Source organism: Rhodopila sp. (assembly GCF_965276935.1).
Taxonomy (GTDB): Bacteria; Pseudomonadota; Alphaproteobacteria; order Acetobacterales; family Acetobacteraceae; genus Rhodopila.
Genome location: NZ_CBDIBS010000003.1, coordinates 1071257 through 1094018, shown reverse-complemented (window position 1 = coordinate 1094018; position 22762 = coordinate 1071257). Strand labels below are relative to the sequence as shown.

At 62.9% G+C, this 22762-nt stretch carries 23 protein-coding genes; 8 read left to right on the top strand and 15 right to left on the bottom strand.

What is annotated here, in order from left to right; all coding sequences use genetic code 11:
- Window positions 1-151: 151 nt before the first annotated feature.
- The 3 genes from ACQY4S_RS12885 to ACQY4S_RS12875 all read left to right on the top strand — a co-directional run bounded on the left by ACQY4S_RS12885 (window position 152) and on the right by ACQY4S_RS12875 (window position 1696).
- Entirely contained in the window at window positions 152-787 is a 636-nt protein-coding gene (locus ACQY4S_RS12885; RefSeq protein WP_428485601.1) for a hypothetical protein, read from the top strand.
- Window positions 788-1050: 263 nt separating this feature from the next.
- Complete coding sequence (locus ACQY4S_RS12880) at window positions 1051-1245, top strand: hypothetical protein (protein ID WP_428485600.1); 195 nt, start codon at window positions 1051-1053, stop codon at window positions 1243-1245.
- Between the two features lie 28 nt (window positions 1246-1273).
- Window positions 1274-1696: a ketopantoate reductase family protein gene (locus ACQY4S_RS12875; protein ID WP_428485599.1), complete on the top strand. Its 423-nt coding sequence runs from the start codon at window positions 1274-1276 to the stop codon at window positions 1694-1696.
- On the opposite strand, the gene ACQY4S_RS12870 is transcribed toward ACQY4S_RS12875, so the two are convergent.
- Window positions 1677-2810, bottom strand: a complete 1134-nt coding sequence (locus tag ACQY4S_RS12870; RefSeq protein WP_428483659.1) for an ISAs1 family transposase — start codon at window positions 2808-2810, stop codon at window positions 1677-1679. The genes ACQY4S_RS12875 and ACQY4S_RS12870 overlap by 20 nt on opposite strands.
- 139 nt (window positions 2811-2949) lie before the next feature.
- On the opposite strand from ACQY4S_RS12870, the gene ACQY4S_RS12865 reads away from it, so the two are divergent.
- A complete protein-coding gene (locus ACQY4S_RS12865) occupies window positions 2950-3435 on the top strand; it encodes a ketopantoate reductase family protein (RefSeq protein ID WP_428485598.1) in 486 nt (161 codons plus the stop codon).
- Between the two features lie 172 nt (window positions 3436-3607).
- Window positions 3608-4888: an acyltransferase family protein gene (locus tag ACQY4S_RS12860; protein ID WP_428485597.1), complete on the top strand. Its 1281-nt coding sequence runs from the start codon at window positions 3608-3610 to the stop codon at window positions 4886-4888.
- 22 nt (window positions 4889-4910) lie between these two features.
- On the opposite strand, the gene ACQY4S_RS12855 is transcribed toward ACQY4S_RS12860, so the two are convergent.
- The 4 genes from ACQY4S_RS12855 to ACQY4S_RS12840 all read right to left on the bottom strand — a co-directional run bounded on the left by ACQY4S_RS12855 (window position 4911) and on the right by ACQY4S_RS12840 (window position 8096).
- The gene (locus tag ACQY4S_RS12855; RefSeq protein WP_428485596.1) at window positions 4911-6197 is read right to left on the bottom strand and encodes a glycoside hydrolase family 5 protein; all 1287 of its coding nucleotides are present in this window, start codon (window positions 6195-6197) and stop codon (window positions 4911-4913) included.
- Between the two features lie 119 nt (window positions 6198-6316).
- Window positions 6317-7249, bottom strand: a complete 933-nt coding sequence (locus ACQY4S_RS12850; RefSeq protein ID WP_428485595.1) for a class I SAM-dependent methyltransferase — start codon at window positions 7247-7249, stop codon at window positions 6317-6319.
- 63 nt (window positions 7250-7312) lie between these two features.
- Window positions 7313-7648, bottom strand: a complete 336-nt coding sequence (locus ACQY4S_RS12845; protein ID WP_428485594.1) for a cupin domain-containing protein — start codon at window positions 7646-7648, stop codon at window positions 7313-7315.
- 58 nt (window positions 7649-7706) lie between these two features.
- Entirely contained in the window at window positions 7707-8096 is a 390-nt protein-coding gene (locus ACQY4S_RS12840; RefSeq protein WP_428485593.1) for a DUF4112 domain-containing protein, read from the bottom strand.
- A 167-nt stretch (window positions 8097-8263) separates the two neighbouring features.
- On the opposite strand from ACQY4S_RS12840, the gene ACQY4S_RS12835 reads away from it, so the two are divergent.
- The 3 genes from ACQY4S_RS12835 to ACQY4S_RS12825 all read left to right on the top strand — a co-directional run bounded on the left by ACQY4S_RS12835 (window position 8264) and on the right by ACQY4S_RS12825 (window position 11081).
- Entirely contained in the window at window positions 8264-9454 is a 1191-nt protein-coding gene (locus tag ACQY4S_RS12835) for an MFS transporter (RefSeq protein WP_428486270.1), read from the top strand.
- 172 nt (window positions 9455-9626) lie between these two features.
- Window positions 9627-10232: a helix-turn-helix transcriptional regulator gene (locus ACQY4S_RS12830; RefSeq protein ID WP_428485592.1), complete on the top strand. Its 606-nt coding sequence runs from the start codon at window positions 9627-9629 to the stop codon at window positions 10230-10232.
- Window positions 10233-10361: 129 nt separating this feature from the next.
- Window positions 10362-11081: a response regulator transcription factor gene (locus ACQY4S_RS12825; protein WP_428485591.1), complete on the top strand. Its 720-nt coding sequence runs from the start codon at window positions 10362-10364 to the stop codon at window positions 11079-11081.
- A 101-nt stretch (window positions 11082-11182) separates the two neighbouring features.
- On the opposite strand, the gene ACQY4S_RS12820 is transcribed toward ACQY4S_RS12825, so the two are convergent.
- From ACQY4S_RS12820 to ACQY4S_RS12775, 10 genes are all read right to left on the bottom strand, one after another.
- Window positions 11183-11638, bottom strand: a complete 456-nt coding sequence (locus ACQY4S_RS12820) for a DMT family transporter (protein WP_428485590.1) — start codon at window positions 11636-11638, stop codon at window positions 11183-11185.
- Window positions 11639-11657: 19 nt separating this feature from the next.
- Window positions 11658-12923, bottom strand: coding sequence for an arsenic transporter (locus ACQY4S_RS12815; protein WP_428486269.1), 1266 nt, complete (start codon window positions 12921-12923; stop codon window positions 11658-11660).
- Window positions 12923-14242, bottom strand: coding sequence for an MFS transporter (locus ACQY4S_RS12810; RefSeq protein WP_428485589.1), 1320 nt, complete (start codon window positions 14240-14242; stop codon window positions 12923-12925). The genes ACQY4S_RS12815 and ACQY4S_RS12810 overlap by 1 nt, the downstream gene beginning before the upstream one ends.
- Window positions 14236-14673 carry a hypothetical protein gene (locus tag ACQY4S_RS12805; RefSeq protein WP_428485588.1) on the bottom strand — a complete coding sequence of 146 codons (438 nt, stop codon included), beginning with the start codon at window positions 14671-14673 and terminating at the stop codon, window positions 14236-14238. The genes ACQY4S_RS12810 and ACQY4S_RS12805 overlap by 7 nt, the downstream gene beginning before the upstream one ends.
- A gap of 476 nt (window positions 14674-15149) precedes the next feature.
- Window positions 15150-15431, bottom strand: coding sequence for a DUF427 domain-containing protein (locus ACQY4S_RS12800; RefSeq protein ID WP_428485587.1), 282 nt, complete (start codon window positions 15429-15431; stop codon window positions 15150-15152).
- 124 nt (window positions 15432-15555) lie between these two features.
- Window positions 15556-16053 (bottom strand): CinA family protein, encoded by a 498-nt coding sequence (locus tag ACQY4S_RS12795; protein ID WP_428485586.1) that lies wholly within the window; start codon window positions 16051-16053, stop codon window positions 15556-15558.
- A 271-nt stretch (window positions 16054-16324) separates the two neighbouring features.
- Window positions 16325-17269, bottom strand: coding sequence for a hypothetical protein (locus tag ACQY4S_RS12790; protein ID WP_428485585.1), 945 nt, complete (start codon window positions 17267-17269; stop codon window positions 16325-16327).
- Window positions 17270-17887: 618 nt separating this feature from the next.
- Window positions 17888-19642 carry a gamma-glutamyltransferase gene (gene ggt / locus ACQY4S_RS12785; protein WP_428485584.1) on the bottom strand — a complete coding sequence of 585 codons (1755 nt, stop codon included), beginning with the start codon at window positions 19640-19642 and terminating at the stop codon, window positions 17888-17890.
- Window positions 19643-19849: 207 nt separating this feature from the next.
- Window positions 19850-21211 (bottom strand): aspartate aminotransferase family protein, encoded by a 1362-nt coding sequence (locus ACQY4S_RS12780; protein ID WP_428485583.1) that lies wholly within the window; start codon window positions 21209-21211, stop codon window positions 19850-19852.
- 135 nt (window positions 21212-21346) lie between these two features.
- On the bottom strand, window positions 21347-22720 hold the full coding sequence (locus ACQY4S_RS12775) for a DUF2252 domain-containing protein (protein WP_428485582.1): 1374 nt from the start codon (window positions 22718-22720) through the stop codon (window positions 21347-21349).
- Window positions 22721-22762 lie beyond the last annotated feature (42 nt).

The window sequence follows — 22762 nt, the reverse complement described above, 5'->3', positions numbered from 1 at the left end:
GCGGTCTGGCGTGACTGGCCAGGCGATGAACCAGAACCCTGGACAATACGGCATCGCTGCTTATGTATCAGTCAACAGGCGCGACTACTGTTTAGACCTGAACTAAATCGCAAGACGCGATCGAGTAAACGCAACGATCAAGGAAGTCCTCATGTCACACCGGGGCTGTGTCGCATCGTCATGCAACTACCTGGAGATATCCGCCATCGGCGGTAATTTAGTTTCCAATGAGACGATCCGCGCCGTCGCCTGTGCTGCTCGGAACGAGTTGCGACTCCCGTTCGCTGCCCTTTCGCTGGGTTCTTCCGAGTTTTCCTGCACGACGTCTCTGTTCATTCGCGATGTCATGGTGATGCCGCAGACATTTGCCCCTTGCGCTGTCACCGCCGCTGGCAAGGACGTCTGCGTCATCCCGCAGTTGCCGCTGGAGCACGAAGATTCAGGTTCTGCTGCTGTCCTGCGGTCCTACGCCGGTTGCCCGGTATTCGACCGTGAGAGTCATTGCGTGGGCGTGTTTTACGTGATGAACACGAAGCCGTGCCGGTTCTCACCCGCGGGCGTTGCGCAACTGCGTGTCTATACACAACTGATCGCAAATCATATTGAAATCCTGCGTCGCTTCGGCATTGATGGTCCGGACCCTTCTCCGCGGGAGATTGTGTGTCGTGCCGACCGGGTGGCCAGGCAAGGAAGGCACAATGAAGCGCGAAGGCTGATCACGCTGGCCTATACGGCACATGACATCGCATGTCTCCGCCGTCGGCAGCAGACCTCTACACTGTCCTGACGGCGGATTGCGCGTCAGCGTTTATCCACGCATGGTTCGTCGCTTGGGAATGACGGGAAGCGCATGGTCAATATGGCAATCGATCCTGGCCGGCCGACGCTGTTCGGCGGTGTCGTCTTCAGCTTGCCATGGAAGCCAATGCGGCACCTGGCACTTTCGGACTGGTTTCGTAAAACTGATCCGGCGGTGACGGACTATTTTCGTCGCTCGCGGATGCGGCGGTCAGCTTCCTCGACGAGGTCGCGGGCGGGCGGGACCGGCTGATGGGTGCCCTGCCGACCATCGCCGACGTCGATCGTTGGAGCCATATGGTGTTCATCGCCAAGAGCGGCATGGACATCGCGCACTGGCCCAACCTGCACGCCTGGTCCAGCGGCTTGGCCGAATTGTCCGGCTTTGCCCCGCCCTACGACCTGATCCCCCCGCCCTACGACCTGATCCCCCGCCCTACGACCTGATCCCAAGGACAGCCACGGAGTTTTTTCCATGCGCGTAGCGGTTATCGGTGCTGGCGGAGTTGGCGGCGCGTTCGGTGCGGCTTTGGCCCAGGCGGGCGCGAACGTCAGCTTTGTTGCTCGCGGTGCACATCTGGCGGCAATGCGCCGAACCGGCCTTCGCATCGAGGGCGGCCGCGGCGAAACGATCCTGCACCGGGTTCAGGCCACCGACGAGCCGGCCATGATCGGACCGGTCGATTTCATTCTGTTCTGCGTCAAGCTGTGGGATGTGGAATTGGCCGGCGCGCAGATCAGGCCGCTGATTGGGCCGACGACAGCGGTTATCCCCTTGCAGAACGGCATTGATGCACCGGAACGCCTGATCCCGATCCTGGGCCAGCCGGCGGTGATGGGCGGCGTGGCGCAAATCACAGGGGAATCGCTTGAGTGTCTCATGCGATGCGCCGGATGACGTTTTCCAGATAATCCTGATTCCAGCCGGCCTTTTTACGGCGGTTCTTAAAGCTGGTGACGGGTTTCGCCTGGTTCAGTAAATTCATGGCAGTATGTTTCACGACCGCCATGTTGGCAGGGCCATGAGCGGTGCGCAGGCGCGCCAAATCGTCGTGGAATACCACATCCAGCACCCAGTGCAGCCGGTTCTCAATGCCCCAGTGGCTCCGCACGACCCTGGCGAGGGTCTCGGCACTGAGTTTGGTTGAGCACAGGTAGTATCGGGTTTCTGTCTGGATAACGCCGCCCCGCTCGGTTTCGCTTTCGATCATGCCGATGGCGGTCAGGCCAGGGAATGCAAATTCGCCCGGATGACGCCGCTCGGCGAACAGCCAGTTGATGTCGTGGCAGATCGTATGGCGGCGGGTTTCGATCCGGCCATGGTCGCCATCGACGGTCTCGAAGCTTTGCAGCGTCAGCGTTGGTGGTGGATCGGCAAAGACGGTTTCCACTTCGGCATAGGTCGCTGGCCAGTTCTCCTTCAAGGCCAGCACGTAATCGCCACCACCCTCGATGATCGTCTGGGCAATCTCCTTCTGCGTGCCCATGGCATCGATGGTCACCAACGCGCCGGCCAGTTCCAGACGACGCAGCAGCACAGGAATGGCGGTGATCTCATTGGATTTCGCCGACACCGCCTCTTGTCCAAGGACCAATCGCTGACGCGTCGCCCAGGCGGACACCGTATGCAGCGGCAGACGCCCTTTGCCGCGGGCATGGCTGCGACGCGAGGTCTTGCCATCGATCGCGATAATCTCGGGCGTGTCAGTCCGCAACCCGTCTACCCAGGTCAGGAAACATGTCTTGAACAGCTCAGGATCAATCGCCGCGATCACGTCGCACAATGTGTCGTGGCTCGGGATGCCGTGCTTGAACGGCAGAAAACGGCGGAGGAAGCCCTGGCGTTCGCTGCCCCACAGGCTGATTTCGACAAAGTCGTCCGCACCGGCGATGGTCCCGCAGAGCATCAGCAACAGGATTTCCGGTAGAGGATATAGCACCTTCGTCGCTTGGCGCGGGTCCCGGAGGGCCGCGAAGTGGGACAAGAAGCAGGGCTGGCTTGGCATGGACATAGAGACCTCCTGATGAGAGGCTTCCTATGAATCCGATTCTAGCCCGCACGGGAATCCCTCAACCACTCAAGCGATCGCCCTGGCGCAAATCAGCGCGACCATTGCCGAACCTGGGCTGATCCGCCAGACCGGCAGCTTTATGCGCCTGGTGTTCGGCGAACTGGAGGGCGGCCAGAGCGCGCGCGGCGAAGCCTTCCTGGCGTTGTGCCAGAAGGCCGGCTTCGATGCCACGCACAGCGACCAGATCGTGACCGACCTCTGGCTGAAGTTCATCCTGCTGGCGACCAACAGCGCCCTCACCGCTGCCACCCGGTCACCATTGGGCAGGCTGCGGGACGATCCGGACATTGCGCCGCTGTTTCTGGCGGCGGCGTCGGAGGTTGCCGCAGTCGGCCGAGCGCGCGGCGTCAGTCTGCCGGACGACGCGGCGCAGAAGGCGGTCGGTTTTACCCATGCCGCGCCACCGGCAATGATGGCCTCGATGGCGCACGATCTGATCCGCGGCAACCGGATCGAACTGCCCTGGTTGTCTGGAAAAGTCGTCGCGCTGGGCAAGACGCTTGGCGTACCCACCCCGGTGCATTCCGTGTTGTATGCAGTATTGAAACCGTTCACAAACGGTTAGTTGAACATGAGTAATACTTGAGCGGCAACGTTCTGCCTGTGCATATATGCATTGTAAACGTTCAGTTTTTGCCGCAATTTTTCCTGATGTCCTTGATTATAACGTGATAAAATAACATGCAGCAGCTTTACAGTCATCGCTCAGGCTGATCTCCCGAACAATCGAATTGACATTGGATGCTTGGGCCGTTTCGTTACCTGCTGTCAGGCGGTTCGTCGGCCGCAGTATTGGCGGCTACCATTCATTCTGGAAAGCAACTGGGTGCAGGATGCGGATGACTGTGAATGCCTTGGATCCTCATCGTCGTCGTTACGCGGGGATCGAAGCCGCCAGAGCCGTAGCGGCGATTGCTGTCGTCATCAGTCACGTGGCCTTGATCACTGCCGAACCACGCTACTTCGGCGTGATGCCCTTTAATGGTGTGCTGAAGCCTCTGGCAGCCGGCGTCGATTTCTTTTTTGTCCTCAGTGGCTTCATTATTACCACCGTGCATTGGAATGACATCGGCTATCCGGATCGGCTCGGCCGCTATGCCAGACGGCGCTTTCTGCGCATCTTCCCGCTGTTCTGGACCGTCCTTGTTCCGCTTATTGTCATCTACCAGATCCGGCCGTCCTTCGGCATCCCATCGCAGCACGCACTGTCCAATGTCATCCTGTCATTCTTTCTGCTTCCAAATCCGGATATGCCGGTTCTCGGCGTCGCCTGGACCCTGACGTATGAAGTCTTCTTCTACCTGATGTTCGGTCTTGGGATCGCGTTCGGGCGCAATTGGATCAAGGTGCTGGTCGCCTGGGGCGTCGCGATCATCACTGCCAACCTGGCATGCCCGGACATGGGCTTTCCGTTCTCATTCTTTCTAAACGTTCGCAATCTGGAGTTCCTGACAGGTGTGGCTTGTGCCCTTTATCTGCGGGCGCACACGACACCTTGGCCGGCCGCCGTTCTAGCGGCTGGCATCGCCGCCTTCGCGGCGGGGGTCGCGTTCGTTCCAGACATAACCGACCCACAACAAGTGCAAGAGGTGTTCACCCTGGTATTCGGCAGCGCCTCGGCGCTGACGCTGCTGGGGCTGATCGGTGTGGAAAGAGCCGGCTGGTTCAAGCTCTGCGAACCGGCCTTCATTGCCGCGGGCGCCTGCTCCTACGCCATCTACCTCGCACATCCAGTCGCCGATTCCATTTTCGTTCGAGCGGCGATGTGGTTCAGTCACCGCCTATCAATTGAAACAATCGCGATCGGATTATCGGTAGTCTGTGTGGGTTGCGGAGTGGCGACCCATTATTTGCTTGAACAGCCGGTGACGTCGTTCGCCAAGCATGCTCTGGATCATATTGCCGCGTTTGCTGGCAGGCGTTCGCGTGCAATAGCCAAGCGGCGTAAGGTTCAGAAAGAAGGTCCGTCTGATTGGGCCACGCAAGAGCCGCCGGCGACAGGTTACCTGAAGCCGTAAGGATCTGGGCCAGGATTGTTAACTATCCAGGGGTCGCGACAGGGCTGCCGGTGCGGCAGACTACCCCTGGCGCCAACTGGCTGTAGACCGCATATTGCGCCGGTCGCCGCGATCCATCCGGGGCGAGCGTACCATCAAGTGGCTGTCCGGTCAGGTTGCCCCAGGCCCACCAGTCCGTCGACACGCCCTGCTCCATTCCCCTGAAGCTCGGCCCGCCCTGGGAGGCCAGTTTGCCATTCAGATAGTCGACCAGGGTCGCGGCCCAGGCTTGACTGGCGGCAATATTTTCATGGCAGCAAGTGCCATCGAGGTTCGCACCCATCTCGCCAATCCAGACCGGTGCGATCTTCTCCGATACAAGAAAACCCCAGGCCCGGTTCATTCCAGCCACCTTCGGCCGACCGCTGTTCTCTTTCACGCCCGAGACATACGTCGGATAATCATGCACCGAATACACCAACCGGTCTGCCCTATTAAGCTGGACCGGGGCGGCTCGCACGTTCGACAGATCACCCCATGGCGCCCTACCAGGGTAGTTCTGCGGACCCTCCGCGATGATCAGCACATCCGGGTTCGCCGCCAGAATGGCATTGCCGACAGTCTGGTACATCAGGCGGATATCGGTCACGCCGCCATCGCCCCAGGTGGAACCGCCTGGGATCATCAGCGGTTCGTTGTCGAGATCAAAGCCGATGACGGTGCTGTTGCCGGCGTAGCGCCTGGCGACTTCCACCCAGTGCGCCTGAAAGACGGCCTGGGTCACGGTGCCTTTGACAGACGTGCCGTTGGTGCCGTTGGTGCCCGGCCCGCTGTCGTACCAAAGCCCATTCCGCTGCTGCGCACCGTAGCCATCGGCCGGTGTGCCCGCCTCATTGGTGTGGTGATCCAGAATGACCTTGATGCCATGATGCGCCGCCGCTGCGACGATCCTATCAATCCGTTGCAGGTCGCTCCGCATCGTCGCATCGACCCATGAGATCCGCACGGCGTTGAAGCCGAGCTGCATGATCTTTTGCATCGCGAAGTCCGGGTTCTCGAACCCCTGAAACCAGCCGACCGAGGCGATACGGACGGGTCGCCCGGTCTGATCGACGATCTGTGACCCGGCTGTATGCAGATAGCCGGCGGGCAGCAATGCTGGACGGCTGGCGCCGCTTGGTGGCATCAGACCTGCCTCCGCCCCGATGGATGATCCGGCCGCCGAACAGCCAGTCGCCATCCGCGTTTCGGCTTCATCCGTCTGTCGCGGGGCTGTCACGATGGCCGCGGACAGCAGCAGGACCGCGGCGGCTTGTTTCAGGTAGCTCATGCGAGAGGGTCACCTTCGGCCAAAACGAGGGCTCGCAACGTTGGCGGTCAGGCCGTCCTGCATTACTGCCGCAATACCGCATCGGTGTGAACCCGGTTTGAAGGCCGCTGCCGAAGATGTCAGGCCGGCCGCGGGCTGGCGACGGCTGACGACGCACGTCCAATCGCATGCCAGCGCATCATCCGTAGCCGCTTCTCCCGCAGCAGCTTGACCCGCAGCAGCCAGATCTCCGCCTCCGCCACCAGTTGTGCCGCCACTGGCGGCGCGGGCTTGTAATCCCGCAGGTCCCGCACCGCCACGCGCCAGCCAATCATCGCGTTGTGCATGTGGCGGTCCGAGATGTCCTCCGCGATGCGGACGTCGAAGCCAACGCGCGTCAACATGCGGGTCACGCCATTCGCCGTGGGCACTGCGGCGGCGGTGCGGTGCTCCAGCCTGGCCCAGCGGCTAACCGTGGGATCGCCGGCGAGCAGCGGCGCGTCGGCGACCAGCTCGATCATCACCAGTTGCCCCCCGGTTTTCAGCGTTTGCGCCAGACTGTCGATGATCGGTTCCGGTTGGCCGCCGGCCCGCAGCGGCTCGATCGCCAAGCAGTGGTGGTGCTGGCCGCGGCCGAAGCGTGGGTTCTCGGGGTCCCACGCCTCGATCTTGGCCTTGTTGGCGATCTGCCCGGCCTTCATCAGCGCTTTGGCTTCTTTCACCAGAGCGGGATCGACTTCCAGACCGGTGACCCAGGCGCCCAGGTTGCGGACAATGCTGCTCGCCGGTCCACCGGCGCCCACGCCGATCAGCAGCAGGCTGGAGGCTGACGACAACCCGAGCGACCGGGTAAGCTGAAGGATTTCCACCTCTCCGCCCGGAAGATTGAAGCCCTTGCCCCAGAGCTGGCTGGTGACCGCCAGCCGAGCGGCTGGCCAAAGGTTGGGCGGCTGTTCCGGTGCGGGACTGAAGTTGTAGCGTGAGACGGCCGCGTCCGGCAGGCAAGCGGCTGCCGCGACCGGAGGCACCTCCAGCGTTCGTCCAAACCAGCTCCGCACCGCGGTCGAAAACATACCCGCGCCTCCATTGGGCCAGTCTGACGGATAATGGTTACCAAAGGGTTTATGCCGGCCGCATCAGCCGAATTCGGTCAGCACGTAGCGGACGGTCTCATTGCCCGCGACCGAGGGCTTGTGCCGGTGCGCGCGGCCGGCGGGGATATGCAGCATGTCGCCGGGTCCGGCCTCGACCGAGTGGCTGTCAAAGTCGTAGCGAATGTGGCCGGACAGAACGAAGATCGAGTGCCCGGTTTCGCACCAGTCGGCCTCCGGCGTGCCGGGCGGGTCAGGCGCGCGTTCCTGATAGCGCAGGGCGATGCCGAAGCCGGAGACGGCCTCACGCACCTTCAGCCGATCGGTCGCGTCATGCAGCGGATGGTCGGCGGCGGGAAACAGATAGGGACTGACTGTCATGCGGCCAGTGTGCCCGCTCTCGCCAGCACTTGCCACCCTGGTCAGCCGTTTTCATGACCTACCGCCTTGCCCACCCGGAGCCGCGAAAGTGCTCCTCGATCATGGCGAGGTTCCGCAGGTTGGCTTTCAATGCCATGTCGAATAGATCGCCCAGCACAGGAACGCTGCCGGCAAATACCTCGATCCCGACATTCGCCACCATCCGGGCCAGCTTGTGTCGTGGCAGTCCAAGCTGTGCTGCTTCATAGACAATATAAAGTGACAATGCTCCGAGGACCGCATCACCGCCGATTGGCAGTAGGCCAATCAGGCTGTTCAGGCCAAACCGAAAACTGGTTCCTGGCAGCGCGAAGGCGCCGTCGATCAGCCATGCCAGGCGGCGCAGGCGAGCGAGCCGAGACGCCGCGTCAGAGCCGATATAGTTTTCACCGGTAGCAGCCCAGGCCATGATACAAATCTCCTGATACGTGCCATTATGTCAGAAACGTCAGGCCGGAAATCAATGGCCCCTCGGTCCCGCTCGATACGCCCTGAAGGACCGAATGAAAAAGCGGTTCGCTCGGCCGAACAAGCCTGGCATGGATCGAGCGTTTGAACGTCGCCACTGGCACCAGCATGGCAGGATCGTCGTCCGGTTTCCTGCGCCTTGTTGGTCTATATGTGGCCTTGTTTGTGGCATACGGAGCCGTGTCACCTTTCCTGGCAGCCTTTCTTGCCAGCCGGGGCTTGTCGCCGGAAGCAATTGGCCTGGTGCTGGCGGCCGGCACCGCGGCGCGGCTTGCCGCTGGTCCGCTCGGAGGCTATGTGGCCGATCGGCTCGCGGCGCCACGCATGGTTCTTGTGGCCTGCACCGCCGCCGCCGCCGTCGTCGGTTTCACCTATCTGCCGGCCGCCGATCTGTGGCCGCTGCTATGCGCCAGTGTGGCTCACGCAACGGTTCTGGCGCCGATTACGCCGCTGGCCGATGCGCTGACCTTGGCGGCCGCAGGGTCCAGTCGTCAACCCGGTTCGCTCTGGCGAAGGTTTGATTACGGCTGGGTGCGAGGCACCGGATCGGCCGCCTTCATTCTTGGGACACTGCTGGCGGGCCAGGTGGTCGGGCGATACGGGCTTGATTCCATCATCTGGCTCAATGGGCTGCTGCTTGGCGGGGCGGCGTGGTGTGGCGTCTGGGTGCCCGATGTCATCCATTCGGTCACGCGGGCAGTGACCAAGCAAGCCGGCAGCCTCAGGACTCTGCTGCGATTGCGCCCATTCCGGCGGCTTATGCTGGTGGCGGCGCTGATCCAGGGAAGTCACGCGATGCACGACGGCTTTGTCGTCATTCACTGGCGCAGTGTTGGCATCCAGGACAGCACGATCGGTCTGCTCTGGTCGGAGGCGGTTGCCGCCGAGATCGTGGTCTTCCTGTTTGCCGGGCGCCCGCTGGTCAACTGGCTGGGGCCGGCCGGCGCGTCCATGCTAGCCGCCGTGGGCGGCATAATGCGCTGGGCGGTTCTGGCACAGACAACGTCGGTAACGGCATCCGCTTTAGTTGAGCCATTGCACGGATTGACCTTTGCGCTGCAGCACCTCGCCTGCATGCGCCTGATCGGCGACACCGTTCCGCTGCGTCTCGCCGCCACGGCACAGGCGTTTTACGGCACGGTAGCGGTCGGCGTGGCGTCAGTGCTGCTGACGATCGGGTCGGGCCTGCTGTATGCTCATTTCGGCGCCGCCGGTTTCTGGGCCATGAGCGGGCTGTGCACCGCGGCCATCCCAGTGGCCTGGTTCCTGCGCCGGCCGAGCGTCGGTGACAATTGCTGAAGGCATCCAGGCACGATGGGATGTCTGCCTATCGCGGGGGCTGCCGACTGCAGGTCATAACGCTGCTGTTGGTTACGGACACGTGATCACAACCTTGCGCTGTTGCGGCGGAGACATTACGGTTGCCACACCGAAGTGAAAACTTTCGGCGCAACTTTGAAGTCATGGTGTGATGGCTGACGTTGGAATTTCCGCGAGCGTCGTGAATGCAGGAGCGTTGGCAGCAGCGTTGGATTGTGTCTTCACGCCGACGTTTCTTTTGCACTCCGATGGACGGATCGCCCATGTCAATATAGCTGGAAACGAACTGCTTCGAAACGGTTTGGCGTTAAGGAAGAATAACTTTCGACTGGTTGCGCGCCGATCATCTGAGGCGAAGCTGCTGGCCGTCGCGGTGCTTCGGGTCGCTGACAGTCAGCAGCCGGAACTTTTCCGTCTATTGAGCCGGGATGGCAGCCTGCGCCTGCTGATGACGATCACGCCTGTTCCGGGCGATACGCTGGTGGCAGCATGCGTGGCGGATCTGCAAGCAGATGCATCGCGCACCTCAAGATGGATTCAGGAGGCATTTCATCTGTCCCGGGAGAACGCCGAACTCGCTGAAGGCCTGATATCCGGTCTTAGCCTGGCTGAATTCTCGGTCGAGAAGGAGGTAACGCTGGGCGCCGTGCGAACCCGGCTCAAGAAGCTTTTTGCCCAGACCGGCAAGCGGTCGCAGGCAACGCTGGTAGCGGCATTGCTGCGTGCGAGCATGATCGCACCGCGTCGTCTGAAATAAAACAGACCATAAATCAATGTGAGGGTAGCCCCATATGAGGCTATTCCGACCGAGCAAGCAATAGTTATGTATCCGTCATCAACCATCCACGCCACACCAACAGCGGCGGGAATAGACGGAGTACAGATCATGACGAAAACCCGATCAATCCTGATTGCCGAACACGACGGTAGCCAGCATCAAATTCTGGCGGAAAGCGTGACTACGGCCTGCGATTTCAAGCTCACGCTTGTAACAAGCTTTAAAGAAGCTGATGAACTTCTCGCCGTCGCGGGTGCGCATTATGACGGTATCGTCCTCAGTCTCCAAATGCCAGACGGTGACGGATACGACTATTGCGCGAAGCTGCGGCGGCTCGGCTATAAAATGCCAATCATCACGACAGCCGTTTCCTGCGACGAGGGTGATGTTATTCGCGCACTTGATGCGGGCGCGAACGATTACGTGACGAAGCCGCTTCGTCCAAACGAGCTGTTGGCGCGGATGCGCACGCACCTGCGTGTTTTCGACGACAGTGAGAATGCCGTGTTCATGATTGGCCGCTATACGTTTCGACCCGCCGCCAAGCATCTGCATGATCAAACGAAAAACAAAACCTTCCGGCTAACAGAAAAGGAAACCGCGATCCTGAAGTTTCTCTACCGGGCAGGTGCGGTGCCGGTTACGCGTGTGACATTACTGGACCGCGTATGGGGCTACAATTCTGGCGTGAACACGCACACGCTCGAGACGCATATCTACCGCCTGCGGCAAAAGATCGAGGCCAATCCGTCCAACTGTCAGATTCTGCTGACGGTCGAGGGTGGGTATCGACTGAATGCCTCTGGCAACATTGCTGCTGCTGCCTAGGCCTGTCTGAAAGGAGGGTGCCGGCGCTTCGCCACGCGCCGGCACCAGCCTTGTTCACGAACAACATGCCTGCGGCTCCCGGCGGCAGGAACCGGCCTGTCTCAGAAAATCGCGATCAAGGTAATCCCGCCAACCATCAGCATACCACCCAATACCCGCCAGACATTCAGGTGGTGCACCTCCATTCTGAACAGTCCGAACTGGTCGATAAGCAGCGACATCAGGATGTTCGCGGTGATCGTCAGCCCGGCGAAGGCGCCAGCGCCGACCTTGTCGACGAACAGCAGCCCGGCGACCACGGCGAGGGAACCGATCAGACCGCCGAGGGGCGCCCACCACGGCATGCCGTCGATCCCGGCGGCGGTCGGCAGTGGCCGAGGCACGCATAACCACAAGACGCTCAACGCCGCCACCACGGGCAAGAACGAGACGACGCTGGCAAACCAGGGGTTGCTCAGGGAGGTCCGCAACGTGCCGTTCATCGGCGGTCCCCACGCTTGCAGTGCGCCGGCAATCAGGATCAAGGGATACAGCCAAGCCGCACTGATGCTCTGCATACATTGTTCTCCCGTTTTGTCAGCCAAACGCGAAGGCGCCTGCGATTGCCAGCAGCAGCGCGGGTGGCATTACCAGGAGCCCAAGCTTCAGGAACGTCCAGGCGCTGACCTGAAGCCCCTCGCGCCGTAGCGCGGTCAGCCAAAGGATGGTAGCCAGCGATCCGGTGACCGACAGGTTCGGCCCCAGGTCCACTCCGATCAGCACGGCGGCGCGGACCGACTCAGGCACATGCGCCAATTCCACCACACGGCCCGCGACCAGCCCGGCCGGCAGGTTGTTCACCAGGTTGCAGCCGACACCCAGCACCGCACCGGCCGCCCAGGCCGACCCAATTGCCGACCAGTGCACGAGGTGGCCGAGCAGCCCGGCTAGGTCACTGGTCAGGCCGGTCTTCTCAAGCGCCTGCACCAGCACGAACAGTCCCGCGACCAGAGGCAACACCCCCCAAGAGATATCACGCACCACCGCCGTCATCCCACACCGGGACCGGGTCATGACCAGGCCGGCGGTCGCCACCCCCGCCAGGAAGGTCGGCAGGCCAAGCTGGAGATCGAATGCAGAGGACGCCAGCAAAACGACCGCCGTCCCGACGATGCCCAATGCGGCAAGCTTGCCGGCGGCGGACAGAGCGGGAACCTTGATCTCGGACGAAATCGACTGCCGCAGGCTTGATTTTTGCGTCCAGCGAAGCATGGCATAGGTCACGATCACGGACAGTGCCGAGGGCAAGGCGTAGGTCGGCAGCCAGCGCAGCAGGGGCGGCATGTGGCTGCCGTAGATCACCAGGTTCGCCGGGTTGGAAATCGGCAGCACGAAGCTCGCGGCGTTGGCGATGAAGGCGCAGATGAACAGGTACGGCAGCGGCTGCTTTGCCTCGGCTGTCTTGACCACGGCGGCGACGGCGGGGGTCAGCACCACGGCAGTGGCGTCGTTCGACAGGAACACCGTGACCATTGTGCCCACGGCGAACACCAGGGAAAACAGCCGGCGGCCTGAACCCTTCGCCTGGCCGGCCGCTTTCGCCGCGAGCCAGTCGAACAAACCTTCCTGCCGAGCCAGCTCCGCCAACAGCATCATGCCGGTCAGAAACAGATAGACGTCGGTGCCCTTCGCCACGCCGGTCAGCGCCTCATTTGCGGGCAGCGCACCCAGCACGATCAACAGCAGTGCGCCGCCGACGGCCCAGATGAACTCCGGCCAGGAGAAAGGACGGATGATCACGCCAGCCGTGGCCGCGGCGGCAATTCCCCAGATGGCCCAGGGCGAACCGGCGATTACGCCCATCACGTGGCCCCGCCGGACGGCTGGGCTTCAGGCTGGGTCCGGGACCGGGTCTCCGGCATCAGGAAGGCAAAGAACAAAAGCGCGCAAACGGCGAGGCCGGCGAGCGTGAGGAAGCCCGTCGCATAGCCGAACCACTGCACGGCATACTCTCCCACGACGTTGCTGAGGCCCGCGCCAATGCCGACGCAGAGTGCCACCAACCCCTGCGCCAGGTTGAACCGCCCGGTGCCCCGCATCAGGTCGGAGGCGATCAGAACCGAGACCACGCCGAAGACTCCGGCCGCCACGCCATCGAGCACCTGGATTCCGACGACGCCATAGGGGCTGGTGGTGAACGAGAACAGCACGCCGCGCACCGGCAGCAAGGCGTAGGCGACCAGGAAGATCGGCTTGCGCCCGATGCCTCGCATCATCGCGCGCCCGACCGCCCAGGCGACGCCGACCATCACGAACTGCGCCATGATGATGCACGCCGAGAGTGCAATGGTGGCCTGGTCCGCGTGGGCGCGGGCCAGCACCTGCCCGGCCATGGGCAGCATCGCCGCGTTGCCAAAGTGGAACAGCGTTACCGAGCCAAAGAAGACGAGCAGATCGCGGCGCTTGAGCAAGGTAAGGATCGCCACAGGCTCCACCTGTCCAGTGCCATCCTGCTTCGCTTCGCCGCCGCGCGCCAACGCGTGGTCGATCTCGGCTGGCTTGATTAGTAGCGTGGACAGCGCGCTGGCGGCGGCAAAGGCGCAAATCAGGTAGAAGATCCAGAGAATCCCGATGAAATGCCCGAGCGTGCCGGCCAGCGCCGCGGCCACGAAGTTGCCGCCGTGGTTGAACGACTGCGTGCGGCTGATCGTGGCATCGAACCGGGTGCGGCCGGCCAGCCCGAGGGCAAGCGCCGCCAACGTTGGCGGCACCAGCGCCGCCGCCGCGCCGATCGCCAGTTGTGCGCCGAGCACCGGAAAAAAATGCGGCCACCAGGCAATCAGCAGACACGCCGCCGCGATCAGCAACCCCGAGGCGGCGGCGACCAGCCGCTTTGCCGGTGTCGCATCGACCACAAGCCCGGCAGGAATCTGGCAGACCGCCGCCGCGATCGAGCTGGCCGCCATTGCCAAGCCGATGCTGCCAGGCTGCCATCGCTGATCCGCCAGGAACACCGTTAGGTAGGGGCCGAGCCCACCCTGCACATCCGCCATGAGGAAGTTGAGCGCGTCGAGGCCACGCAGGCTGCGCCACGAGACCTGCTTGCCGGGCCGCTCAGCCCGCGGCTCGCCCGGTATCCCGCCGCTGTCATAACCCTCGGCCGCGACCGCGGAACTTACCACTTCCTGCCGTTCCGGTTCGGTCCGAGCTGGGTGTTCAGGATGCCCTTCTCCGGCCAGGCGTCGATCCGATCCTGATCGCTGCCGTCGGCGACACGTTCCGGGGGCGTCCAGTCAGGGCGCGCCGGATGGACGCGATCCTGATCCCCTCGGCTTCGCGCATCTCGCGCGCGGACGCTCACGCCTTCGCCCAACCCGTCGCAGGGGGCCTCCCACAGCGCGGAGGCGCCAGGCACAGGCACCATTGGCACCCACTTGCCATCGTCTAACCGTACCTCCACCACCTCGATCGGCGCGTCGCCTATGACCTTTACACGCATGAGAGACGCGCCGCCGACGGTTTGGCCAGCCCCCGTGACAAGTCGCCGGTCGGCCGGTCGGGCTATCAGGACAAACGGCCAGGCGCGCTCGATCGGCGTGAACCGCCAGCTCATGCGGCCGCCGTCTAGCGCGGCGATCGAGAAGCCGGGCGGTCCCTCCTCGATCTGTCCGGTCGAGCGTGTCGCTATGAAGATCGTACTCCCGTCATTGGCGAGTTCATTGTAATGGGGTTGGCGTCTAGTTCGCTATCGGGCAGCTCGGCACGGGGCCAGACCAGCCGGCCACATAAAAGCCGTAGCGATTCCGAATGACGTCGCAGGCGCGGGCGATCATCGCTTCGGCATGGCCAATCTGCGCCTGGGCGGATTGGCGATAGAGTTGAACCAGCAGACGGTCAACCGCGACGCTGGCGATGAGTGAAAGGCTCCACAGGCTGAGCAGGCGGAGTTTCAGCGAGCGTAAAGGAGCGCCTGGCGCGGCGCTATCGCCGCGCACTATCCGGATGGAAGCGGGTATCCGCGGTCGCGGTCAACCACGAAACCGGATTGGAGGCCTGACCAGGGACCAGCAGATGCTGGCCGTTTTGCGATCACTCGACCTTGACGTCTTGCCAAAATCCAAACCGACCACCGACCGCCTGCATAGCCGGCCGCGGTGATTCGTAGGACCAGGCCGCTCTGCTGGAACGGGTGTTGTCGAGCACCACGTCATAGAACTGGACACCGTGCGGACAGGCACGGTCTGATTCGGTTTTTGGCACTTTCTCCAACCACTCCAGGCGCGTCGCGGTGCTGGGAAAATACTGGTAGCCGCCGGCTTCAACAATATCGTCGCTGTCAGCGATCACATGGCCGTTCAGGGTTGCTTGCATCGTTTTGTCCTCCTGTCTCGCCGGAAGCATGGCGGCGTTTACTGCTTTAGCATTGGCAGATTGGTGCGGAGGCGGCGGTGTTCCAGAGCCGATCTGCGGTATCCGCCAAAACACCCGGGACGAACTAGGTGAACGTCCGCAGCGAGTCGTGGATCAGTCTAAACGCGTGCAGGACGGTCGCGGCGCGGATTTCAGTGCGGTCGCCGGGGAAGACATGGCGCTGACTGATCAGCGGCAGGCCGGTGCGGGCGACGCCGAACCATACAAGACCAACAGGCTTTTCCGTACTGCCGCCACCTGGGCCGGCTACGCCGGTGACTGACACGGCAATGGCGGCGCGGGAGCGGCTGAGCGCGCCCTCGGCCATGGCACGGGCAACCGCCTCGCTGACCGCTCCATGCGCCTGGATCATCGGCATCGGCACACCGATCATCTCGTTCTTTGCCTCGTTCGAATAGGTGACGAAGCCGCGATCCACCACGTCCGACGATCCGGTGATGGCAGTCAGGGCGGCGGCGATCAGCCCGCCGGTGCAGCTTTCCGCGGTGGCGAGCCTGACGCCCTTGGTTCGGCAGGCAGCCAGCAAAGATGCCGCTTCGGTCAGTGTCGAATCAGGGAGCATGGATGGGTCCTGCCCGGCGTTGCGGCGTTAAGCCTGACGCCGAGCGCGGCTGCTGTCCACTGATGGGTTTTTGTACTCCTACAGACCAGCCAGCGCATCGGGGAAAGACCTGACGAAACAGTCGGAGGATTTCGTGGCGTTATGTCGACGATCCAAAGAATCAACAAAGTATGCGCGTGGCGCGGCGTGGTGGGGCGGCTGCGGGCGAAGCAATGAAATAGCAACGGCCGTTGACCCGGGTATCGCCGGGTCAACCTAAACGGCCATTGTATCAGATCTCGGTGCCGTCCTCGTCACGGCTGCGGAAATAGGTGCGAAGCTGGTCGCGTAGCTGGAGCTTCTGGTCGGTCAACTGCCAGAGACCCTGCCAATCGCGCTTGATGTCCTTCAAGGGATCGAACTGGTTCTTCCAAAGGATTTCGTCCCGCCTGGCATAGCCGCGGTGCTTCTTCGATCCATGAAAATAATGCAGCAGCAAGCCATCGACCAAACCAACGTTGCGCTTCACGTAGGTCTCGGCGCGAGCCTGCCACTCGAGGCACCATCCGGCATAGGTTGGGCATGCATGCCCGGTATCAGCGCTCAAGGCCTGCGCCATCTCGCCAAACAGGCCGCACGCCATGTAACGATCGGCGGAGCCGACAGCACCCCAATCGATCAGGCCGCCGAGGTGGTCCCAGGCATCGCGCCGGCAGGCCCAGGCATACCCGGGATGCCAGACGCCATAACGGTCCAGCTTGGGGACCGTGTTGCCATGCCGGCGCATATAGCGTGCGACGAACCCGTCAAACGACGCCAGCGGCTGGTGCTGTGGGCCGAGATCGGTGGCGTGCGAAAACATTTGCACGACGCTGAAGTGCTGAAGCTGGTGGACCGTTTCCGCAACGATGTCGGGGCGCGCGAACTGCACGTCGGCATCAATCCAGGCGACGTATTTCCAGTCGGCCGGCAGGCGGGACACGCCGATGTTGATCAGGTTCTCCTTGTGCCAAAGTTCATGATTGGTGCGAAGACGGAGGTGATGTGGATTGGCGGCGTCGGTGATCTCGAACGCGCGGTCGCCGTAGGCGGCCTCTACGGTGTAGAGAACAGCACCGATGTCGGTGATGTATTTCTCGAAATTCCGATACAGGTGATAGCGGGAGCGATAGCGGGATGGATTGATGATCGGCGTGACAACATAGAGCGGCGCGTCGACTGGCTTGATGGGAAGCATGAAAAGACCTTGAATAGACAATAGCTGGTTGAAATCAGATTAGCTTAAGATCGTGCGTGGACCCGGCGCGGGTTCTGTGGCTCACTCATACTCCTGTCGTTCAGCCGGGTTTGTCGCGCGCGCCTGAACGCCTTGCGGGTTCATCCAAGGTTTTGAGTCGGCACTGCGAGCGTTTGGTTTGTGCCAAGCCACCACGGGGATCGCGTCGGCTTTACTTTGGCGCAACTCAAAACCAACCGACTCGGCCGCCGACACTTATGGAATTTGAGGGAAGGCGTATGATTCGCAGTGTCGTTAAAGGTTGCGGTGTCGGCGGAAATGAGATTGGCAGCACAGAAGAAAGATACTCACCTGATGTTCGCCTTACGTTCTTGTTTTCTATCTCAGGTTGCAACGTAACGCAATAGGAAAATGAGCCTGAAGGAGGTCATCAAGCAATATTTCAGAAGGCATGACGGTTTAAGCGGCCTCGCCGATCCGTCAATACATGGGCCGCCTGGTACTATGTCACGCGAGGCGGCAACAACGGTCAAGATGTGCAACCAGCCGAGCACGACGTTTGATTGTGTAGCGCGCCAATGCAACAGCGGCGGTTAGAGGTTCAGCCGCGCCTGGTCATTACGGCGCGATCGCCGCGCCCGCCGGACGACGAGGATCGCTGGCGCCATAAAAAACCTTCGCCGTCCCACGCTGCCCGGTGACAAGATCCATACCTGGCGGCGTCGTCCCGGGCGCTGGCGGCGCGCCCATCGCGATCAGCTCCACCGCGCCCCAATTCGGCTGTTCCTCGATCCGGTAACCCATCCGCAGCAGCGCGTCCCGCGCATCCGGCGACAGTGCCAGCCGTTCGGCATATAGGATATCCGGCAGCCACTGCAGGTGCAGCCGAGGAGCGTCCACCGCCTCCTGCGGCGTCATGTCATAGTCGATCATGTTCAGGATCGTCTCCAGCACAATGGTGACAATCCTCGACCCGCCGGGGGAGCCGAGGACCATCCGCACCTGCCCGTCCTTCAGCACAATCGTTGGTGCCATCGATGACAGCGGCCGCTTGCCTGGGGCAATGGCGTTCGCCGCACCTTGAACCAGTCCGTACAGATTGGAAACCCCTGGTTTCAAGGTGAAGTCGTCCATCTCGTCGTTCAACAGGAATCCGGTATCGCCGGCGATTACGCCCGCACCAAAGGCGCCGTTAATGGTGTAGGTCACCGCCACGGCGTTGCCGTCCTTGTCGATCACCGAGTAGTGCGTCGTCTGCGGCTTTTCCCTGGTCGGTGCCTCCGCGGGTCCCAAATCGGCTGACGGCGTGGCCCGGCCAGTGATCTGACCACGCAAGCGGGCGGCGTAATCCTTGGACAGCAACCGGTTGAGCGGGTTGTCGATAAAAGCGGGATCGCCGAGGAAGGTGCTGCGGTCGAAGTAGGCAAGGCGCATGGCCTCCGCCATGACGTGCACCGATCCGGCGGCGTGGAAACCCATCGCACGAAGGTCGTAGCCTTCCAGCACATTCAGGATTTCGCAGATCGATGCGCCGCCGGAGGATGGCGGAGGCGTGGACAGGATGACGTTGCCGCGGTATGTGCAGGTGAGCGGCGACGTCTCCGTGACATGATAGGATGCGAAGTCGGCGGCCGTGATGATGCCGCCGCCGGCGCGGGATGCGGCCTCGACCGCCTGAGGAATATGTCCCGTGTAGAATGCCGCGGGGCCATGGTCGGCGATGGCTTGCAACGTCGCGGCAAGGTCCGGCTGACGCAGGATGTCGCCGGCTTGGTAGGCAGTGCCATCCGGATAGAGGAACTGGCTTGCGGCGACGGCATCCTGCCGCAACAGGCGCTCGCCTTTACCCAGGATATCGGCATCGGCCTTGCTCAGCACAAAGCCGTCGTGGGCCAGACGGATGGCCGCCGCCATGACCGTTCGGCGCGGCAACGTGCCGTACTTCGTCAGGGCGGTCTCAAGGCCGAGCACCGTGCCGGGTACGGCGATGGCTTTCCAGCCGTACCGGCTGGCGTCGTGAACCGGGTGGCCGGCGCTGTCCAGATACATGTTCCGACTGGCGGCGGCCGGGGCGGTTTCACGGAAACTGATGGCGATGTTGCGTCCGTCGGCCAGTCGCGCCGTAAGGAATCCGCCGCCGCCGATATTGCCGCAGCACGGGTTGACCACGGCTTCCGCATAGCCGACGGCAACCGCCGCATCGATCGCATTGCCGCCCTGGCGCAGGATCGCCACCCCCGCCTCGGCTGCCAGACGCTGTGCGGAGACGACCATTCCGGTTTCGGATTCGACGGCGGGAAGAGAGGCGGCGTGGCCGGAGCCAATGAAGCCGAGGAGGACGAGCACCACCAGCGCGTTCTTCAATGCGATCATAACGCTGCCCGTTCACGAATGACGCTTGCCTTTGTCCAAGGCTTCAGGCGGCTCGAACGCGAGCGCCGCGACAAGGCTTCGCGAAGACTCTTCGTCATGCGCATGGTTCATACTTTGTGTCATGCGCATGGTTCATCGCCTCGCACAGTTAGCGGATCGGGTCATCCGGCGGCGTCTGTCGCGAGATGACCCTGATCTTGTCGTTCGCTACATTGCCGCCTGGATCGATTCACCGGTGATCTGAACGATGCGGTCCAGCGTCACTTCCGAAGTCGGCAGCGGTGGCGCGAAGCACAACGTGTCGCCGCTGGCGGGCGGCCCGTCGGCGGCGGCGCGCAGGCGCAGGATCAGGCCGCGGTCGGCGGCTTGGGCGGCGACGCGCGCACCCAGACCCTTGGCCGGCGCCTTGCTGCCCTTGTGCTCCACCAGTTCGATGGCAGCAAGCATGCCGATGCCGCGCACCTCCCCCACCGCCGGCAGAGTCAGCAGCGTCTCCAGCCCGGCACGGAACCGGTCGCCCTGCACCTGGGCGCGCTCGACCAGGCCTTCCTTGTCAATAATGTCGATGTTGGCCAGGGCGACGGCGCAGCAGACCGGATGGCCGGAATACGTCGCCGCATGCATGAATTTTTCATCCGCCGGCGCATCCTGGATCACCTGATGGATGTGCCTGGACACAACGACGCCGCCGAGTGGCAGATAGCCGCTGGTGACGCCTTTGGCGAAGGAGAACAGGTCCGGCTGGATGCCCCAATGGCCAAGGCCGAACCACTGGCCGGTGCGGCCGAAACCGGTGATCACCTCATCGGCGATCAGCAGGATCTCGTGGCGGTCGCAGATCTCCCGCAGCCGGGGAAAGTAGCTGGGCGGCGGGACGATCACGCCGCCGGAGCCCATCACCGGTTCGGCGATGATGGCGGCGACAGTGTCGGCACCTTCGGCCAGGATGGCTTCCTCCACCGCGTCCGCCGCGCCGATGCCGGCATCGCCGTTGCCCGGCCAGCGGTAGGGATACGGCGGTGCCACCTGCAGGAACTCCGGCACCAGGGGGCCGAACATCTTGTGGTAGTTGGGCAGGCTGGTGGCGCTCATGGCGGCCAGCGTGACGCCGTGGTAGCCGTAGCGGCGGGAGATGATCTTCACCTTCTCAGGCTTGCCCAGGCGCTTCCAGTGATAGCGGGCGAACTTGAAGGCGCTTTCATTGGATTCCGCGCCGCCGGTGGTGAAATAGACCGCCGCCATGTTGTCGTACGCGAGGTTCACGATGCGCTCCGCCAGGCGGATCGCCGGCTCGTTGGAGTAGCCGGCATAGGCCGACGCGTAAGCCAGCTTCTCCATCTGTTCGGCGGCGGCGGTGGCGAGTTCCTTTCGGCCGTGCCCGATGTTGACGTTCCACAGGGCCGAAAGGCCGTCGATGTATTCCCGGCCATCGGCGGTGCGCAGCATCGACCCGTTGGCGGAGACGAAGACCTTGGGGTTGGCGTGGTCCTTGGCGTGGTGCAGCGGGTGAATCAGGTGGCGCTGGTCGGTTGCCACCAGAAGATCGCCCGTTGGCATAAGATCGTTCATCGCGCGCGCATCCTTTCGCTGTTCTCCAGGACAGGCTAATGCATCCACGGCAAAGGTTGAAGCACCCCACCCGCCAGGATCGCGGCGCAGCGGCGCGGTAATCAGCCAGGCGGTTCCTCGGCCTGATGCCCGCCGCTACCCTCCGGCGTCGATCATTCCCGACTTGATCGCCTCCAGGAACAGCCGCCAGTCGGTTTCCGTCTGCGCGGCATACGCCACCGCAAAGCCGGCGATGGCCGCGTCGAAGGCGCCGCCTGATCCCATGTACCCGCCGATACAGGCTGCGTCGGCGGAGCGGGCATGGGCGCGAGCCAAGGTCACGCCGCACAGGGTCGCGTAATACGGCAGCGCCGCTTCCGCCACATCGGCGCCGATCAGCGCGAGGCGGCTGTCCTTCAGATGGCGAACGTAACATTGCTGGTCATCGCCCGAATGCTCGGTCCAGCCGAGGAACAGGTCCGGCACGGTCTGCATGATACGCTGGCCGACGACGACCCGCTGGCCCTGGTTACGCGACAGGCTGGGACCAGCGAAGTCCGCCAGTACGGAGGCCTGGGCCTCCTTCAGTTGCAGCAGCAGGGTGTGGTCGTCCTTCGTTGCGAACAACCCGATGGCGCAGAACGTGCCGACGCTGCCCACGCCGACGACCTTGAAAGCGACATCCGCCAGTTCGTAGCGGTCCAGCAGGATCCGTCGCTCCTCCGGCAGGGACAGCTTGTAGGATTCGAAGCCGGTGCGCGCGACCCGTTCGTGCGTATCGTCGGCCTGACCCGATAGCGGCGTGACCAGGGGCGGCTTTTCCTTGATCCGCCAGCCGCCCCTGGTGCGCTCGATCAGCTTCGGGTAGCCGTTGTGGCTGGCGTCGGTCGCCGTCCGCAGACGTTTCAGGGCGCGGTCCCGCAGTTTCTCGTTCTCGATCCCGTTGACGATGTTGGTGACGTCGATGCGCGATCGCCAGGACATCAGCGGGTCGAGCCGCGCGAGTTGCTGCATGTGCATCCGGTAGGCCAATGCCACGGTGCGGGCCAGTTGCCTGGCGGCACGCGCACCAAGGTGGCGGGATGTCGCGTCAACGGCGAAGCTGGCGGCGAGGCGCTTGACGTCCCACTCGAACGGCGCCGGCAGGGTTTCGTCGAAGTCGTTGACATCGAACACCGGGATGCCTTCGGGGGAGGCGAAGGTGCCGAAGTTGGCCAGATGGCAGTCGCCACAGGCCTGCACCAAAAGGCCGCTGGTCGGGGTCATTGCGAGATCGGCCGCCATGATCGCGGCGGCGCCGCGGAGGAAGCCGAATGGCGAGGCGCGCATCCGGTCGTACCGGATCGGCAGCAGGCTGGCAATGCGATGGCGTCCGGTCTCGATCAGGATGGCGACCGGATCGCGACGCGTCGGCGATGGCGTCCAGGCGGCGTGCAGGCTGCGCGGCACGATTTTCCGGATTGCCTGACCGGCCAGACGCCGTTCCGCGATGGGCCGCACGCTGTCAATCCGCCTATGTTCCAGGGGCATGGATCGCTTTCGGAATTTCCGAATACCAAGCCTCAAACACTT

Bases quoted from the DNA above. Each gene is read 5' to 3' on its own strand.
- ACQY4S_RS12780 (WP_428485583.1), bottom strand. From the start codon at position 21,211: ATGAACGATCTTATGCCAACGGGCGATCTTCTGGTGGCAACCGACCAG.
- ACQY4S_RS12865 (WP_428485598.1), top strand. From the start codon at position 2,950: ATGCGCCTGGTGTTCGGCGAACTGGAGGGCGGCCAGAGCGCGCGCGGC.
- ACQY4S_RS12835 (WP_428486270.1), top strand. From the start codon at position 8,264: ATGGCAGGATCGTCGTCCGGTTTCCTGCGCCTTGTTGGTCTATATGTG.
- ACQY4S_RS12875 (WP_428485599.1), top strand. From the start codon at position 1,274: ATGCGCGTAGCGGTTATCGGTGCTGGCGGAGTTGGCGGCGCGTTCGGT.
- ACQY4S_RS12775 (WP_428485582.1), bottom strand. From the start codon at position 22,720: ATGCCCCTGGAACATAGGCGGATTGACAGCGTGCGGCCCATCGCGGAA.
- ACQY4S_RS12855 (WP_428485596.1), bottom strand. From the start codon at position 6,197: ATGAGCTACCTGAAACAAGCCGCCGCGGTCCTGCTGCTGTCCGCGGCC.
- ACQY4S_RS12825 (WP_428485591.1), top strand. From the start codon at position 10,362: ATGACGAAAACCCGATCAATCCTGATTGCCGAACACGACGGTAGCCAG.
- ACQY4S_RS12845 (WP_428485594.1), bottom strand. From the start codon at position 7,648: ATGACAGTCAGTCCCTATCTGTTTCCCGCCGCCGACCATCCGCTGCAT.
- ACQY4S_RS12790 (WP_428485585.1), bottom strand. From the start codon at position 17,269: ATGCTTCCCATCAAGCCAGTCGACGCGCCGCTCTATGTTGTCACGCCG.
- ACQY4S_RS12805 (WP_428485588.1), bottom strand. From the start codon at position 14,673: ATGAGCTGGCGGTTCACGCCGATCGAGCGCGCCTGGCCGTTTGTCCTG.
- ACQY4S_RS12830 (WP_428485592.1), top strand. From the start codon at position 9,627: ATGGCTGACGTTGGAATTTCCGCGAGCGTCGTGAATGCAGGAGCGTTG.
- ACQY4S_RS12880 (WP_428485600.1), top strand. From the start codon at position 1,051: ATGGGTGCCCTGCCGACCATCGCCGACGTCGATCGTTGGAGCCATATG.
- ACQY4S_RS12820 (WP_428485590.1), bottom strand. From the start codon at position 11,638: ATGCAGAGCATCAGTGCGGCTTGGCTGTATCCCTTGATCCTGATTGCC.
- ACQY4S_RS12840 (WP_428485593.1), bottom strand. From the start codon at position 8,096: ATGGCCTGGGCTGCTACCGGTGAAAACTATATCGGCTCTGACGCGGCG.
- ACQY4S_RS12800 (WP_428485587.1), bottom strand. From the start codon at position 15,431: ATGCAAGCAACCCTGAACGGCCATGTGATCGCTGACAGCGACGATATT.
- ggt (WP_428485584.1), bottom strand. From the start codon at position 19,642: ATGATCGCATTGAAGAACGCGCTGGTGGTGCTCGTCCTCCTCGGCTTC.
- ACQY4S_RS12850 (WP_428485595.1), bottom strand. From the start codon at position 7,249: ATGTTTTCGACCGCGGTGCGGAGCTGGTTTGGACGAACGCTGGAGGTG.
- ACQY4S_RS12885 (WP_428485601.1), top strand. From the start codon at position 152: ATGTCACACCGGGGCTGTGTCGCATCGTCATGCAACTACCTGGAGATA.
- ACQY4S_RS12815 (WP_428486269.1), bottom strand. From the start codon at position 12,923: ATGGGCGTAATCGCCGGTTCGCCCTGGGCCATCTGGGGAATTGCCGCC.
- ACQY4S_RS12870 (WP_428483659.1), bottom strand. From the start codon at position 2,810: ATGTCCATGCCAAGCCAGCCCTGCTTCTTGTCCCACTTCGCGGCCCTC.
- ACQY4S_RS12795 (WP_428485586.1), bottom strand. From the start codon at position 16,053: ATGCTCCCTGATTCGACACTGACCGAAGCGGCATCTTTGCTGGCTGCC.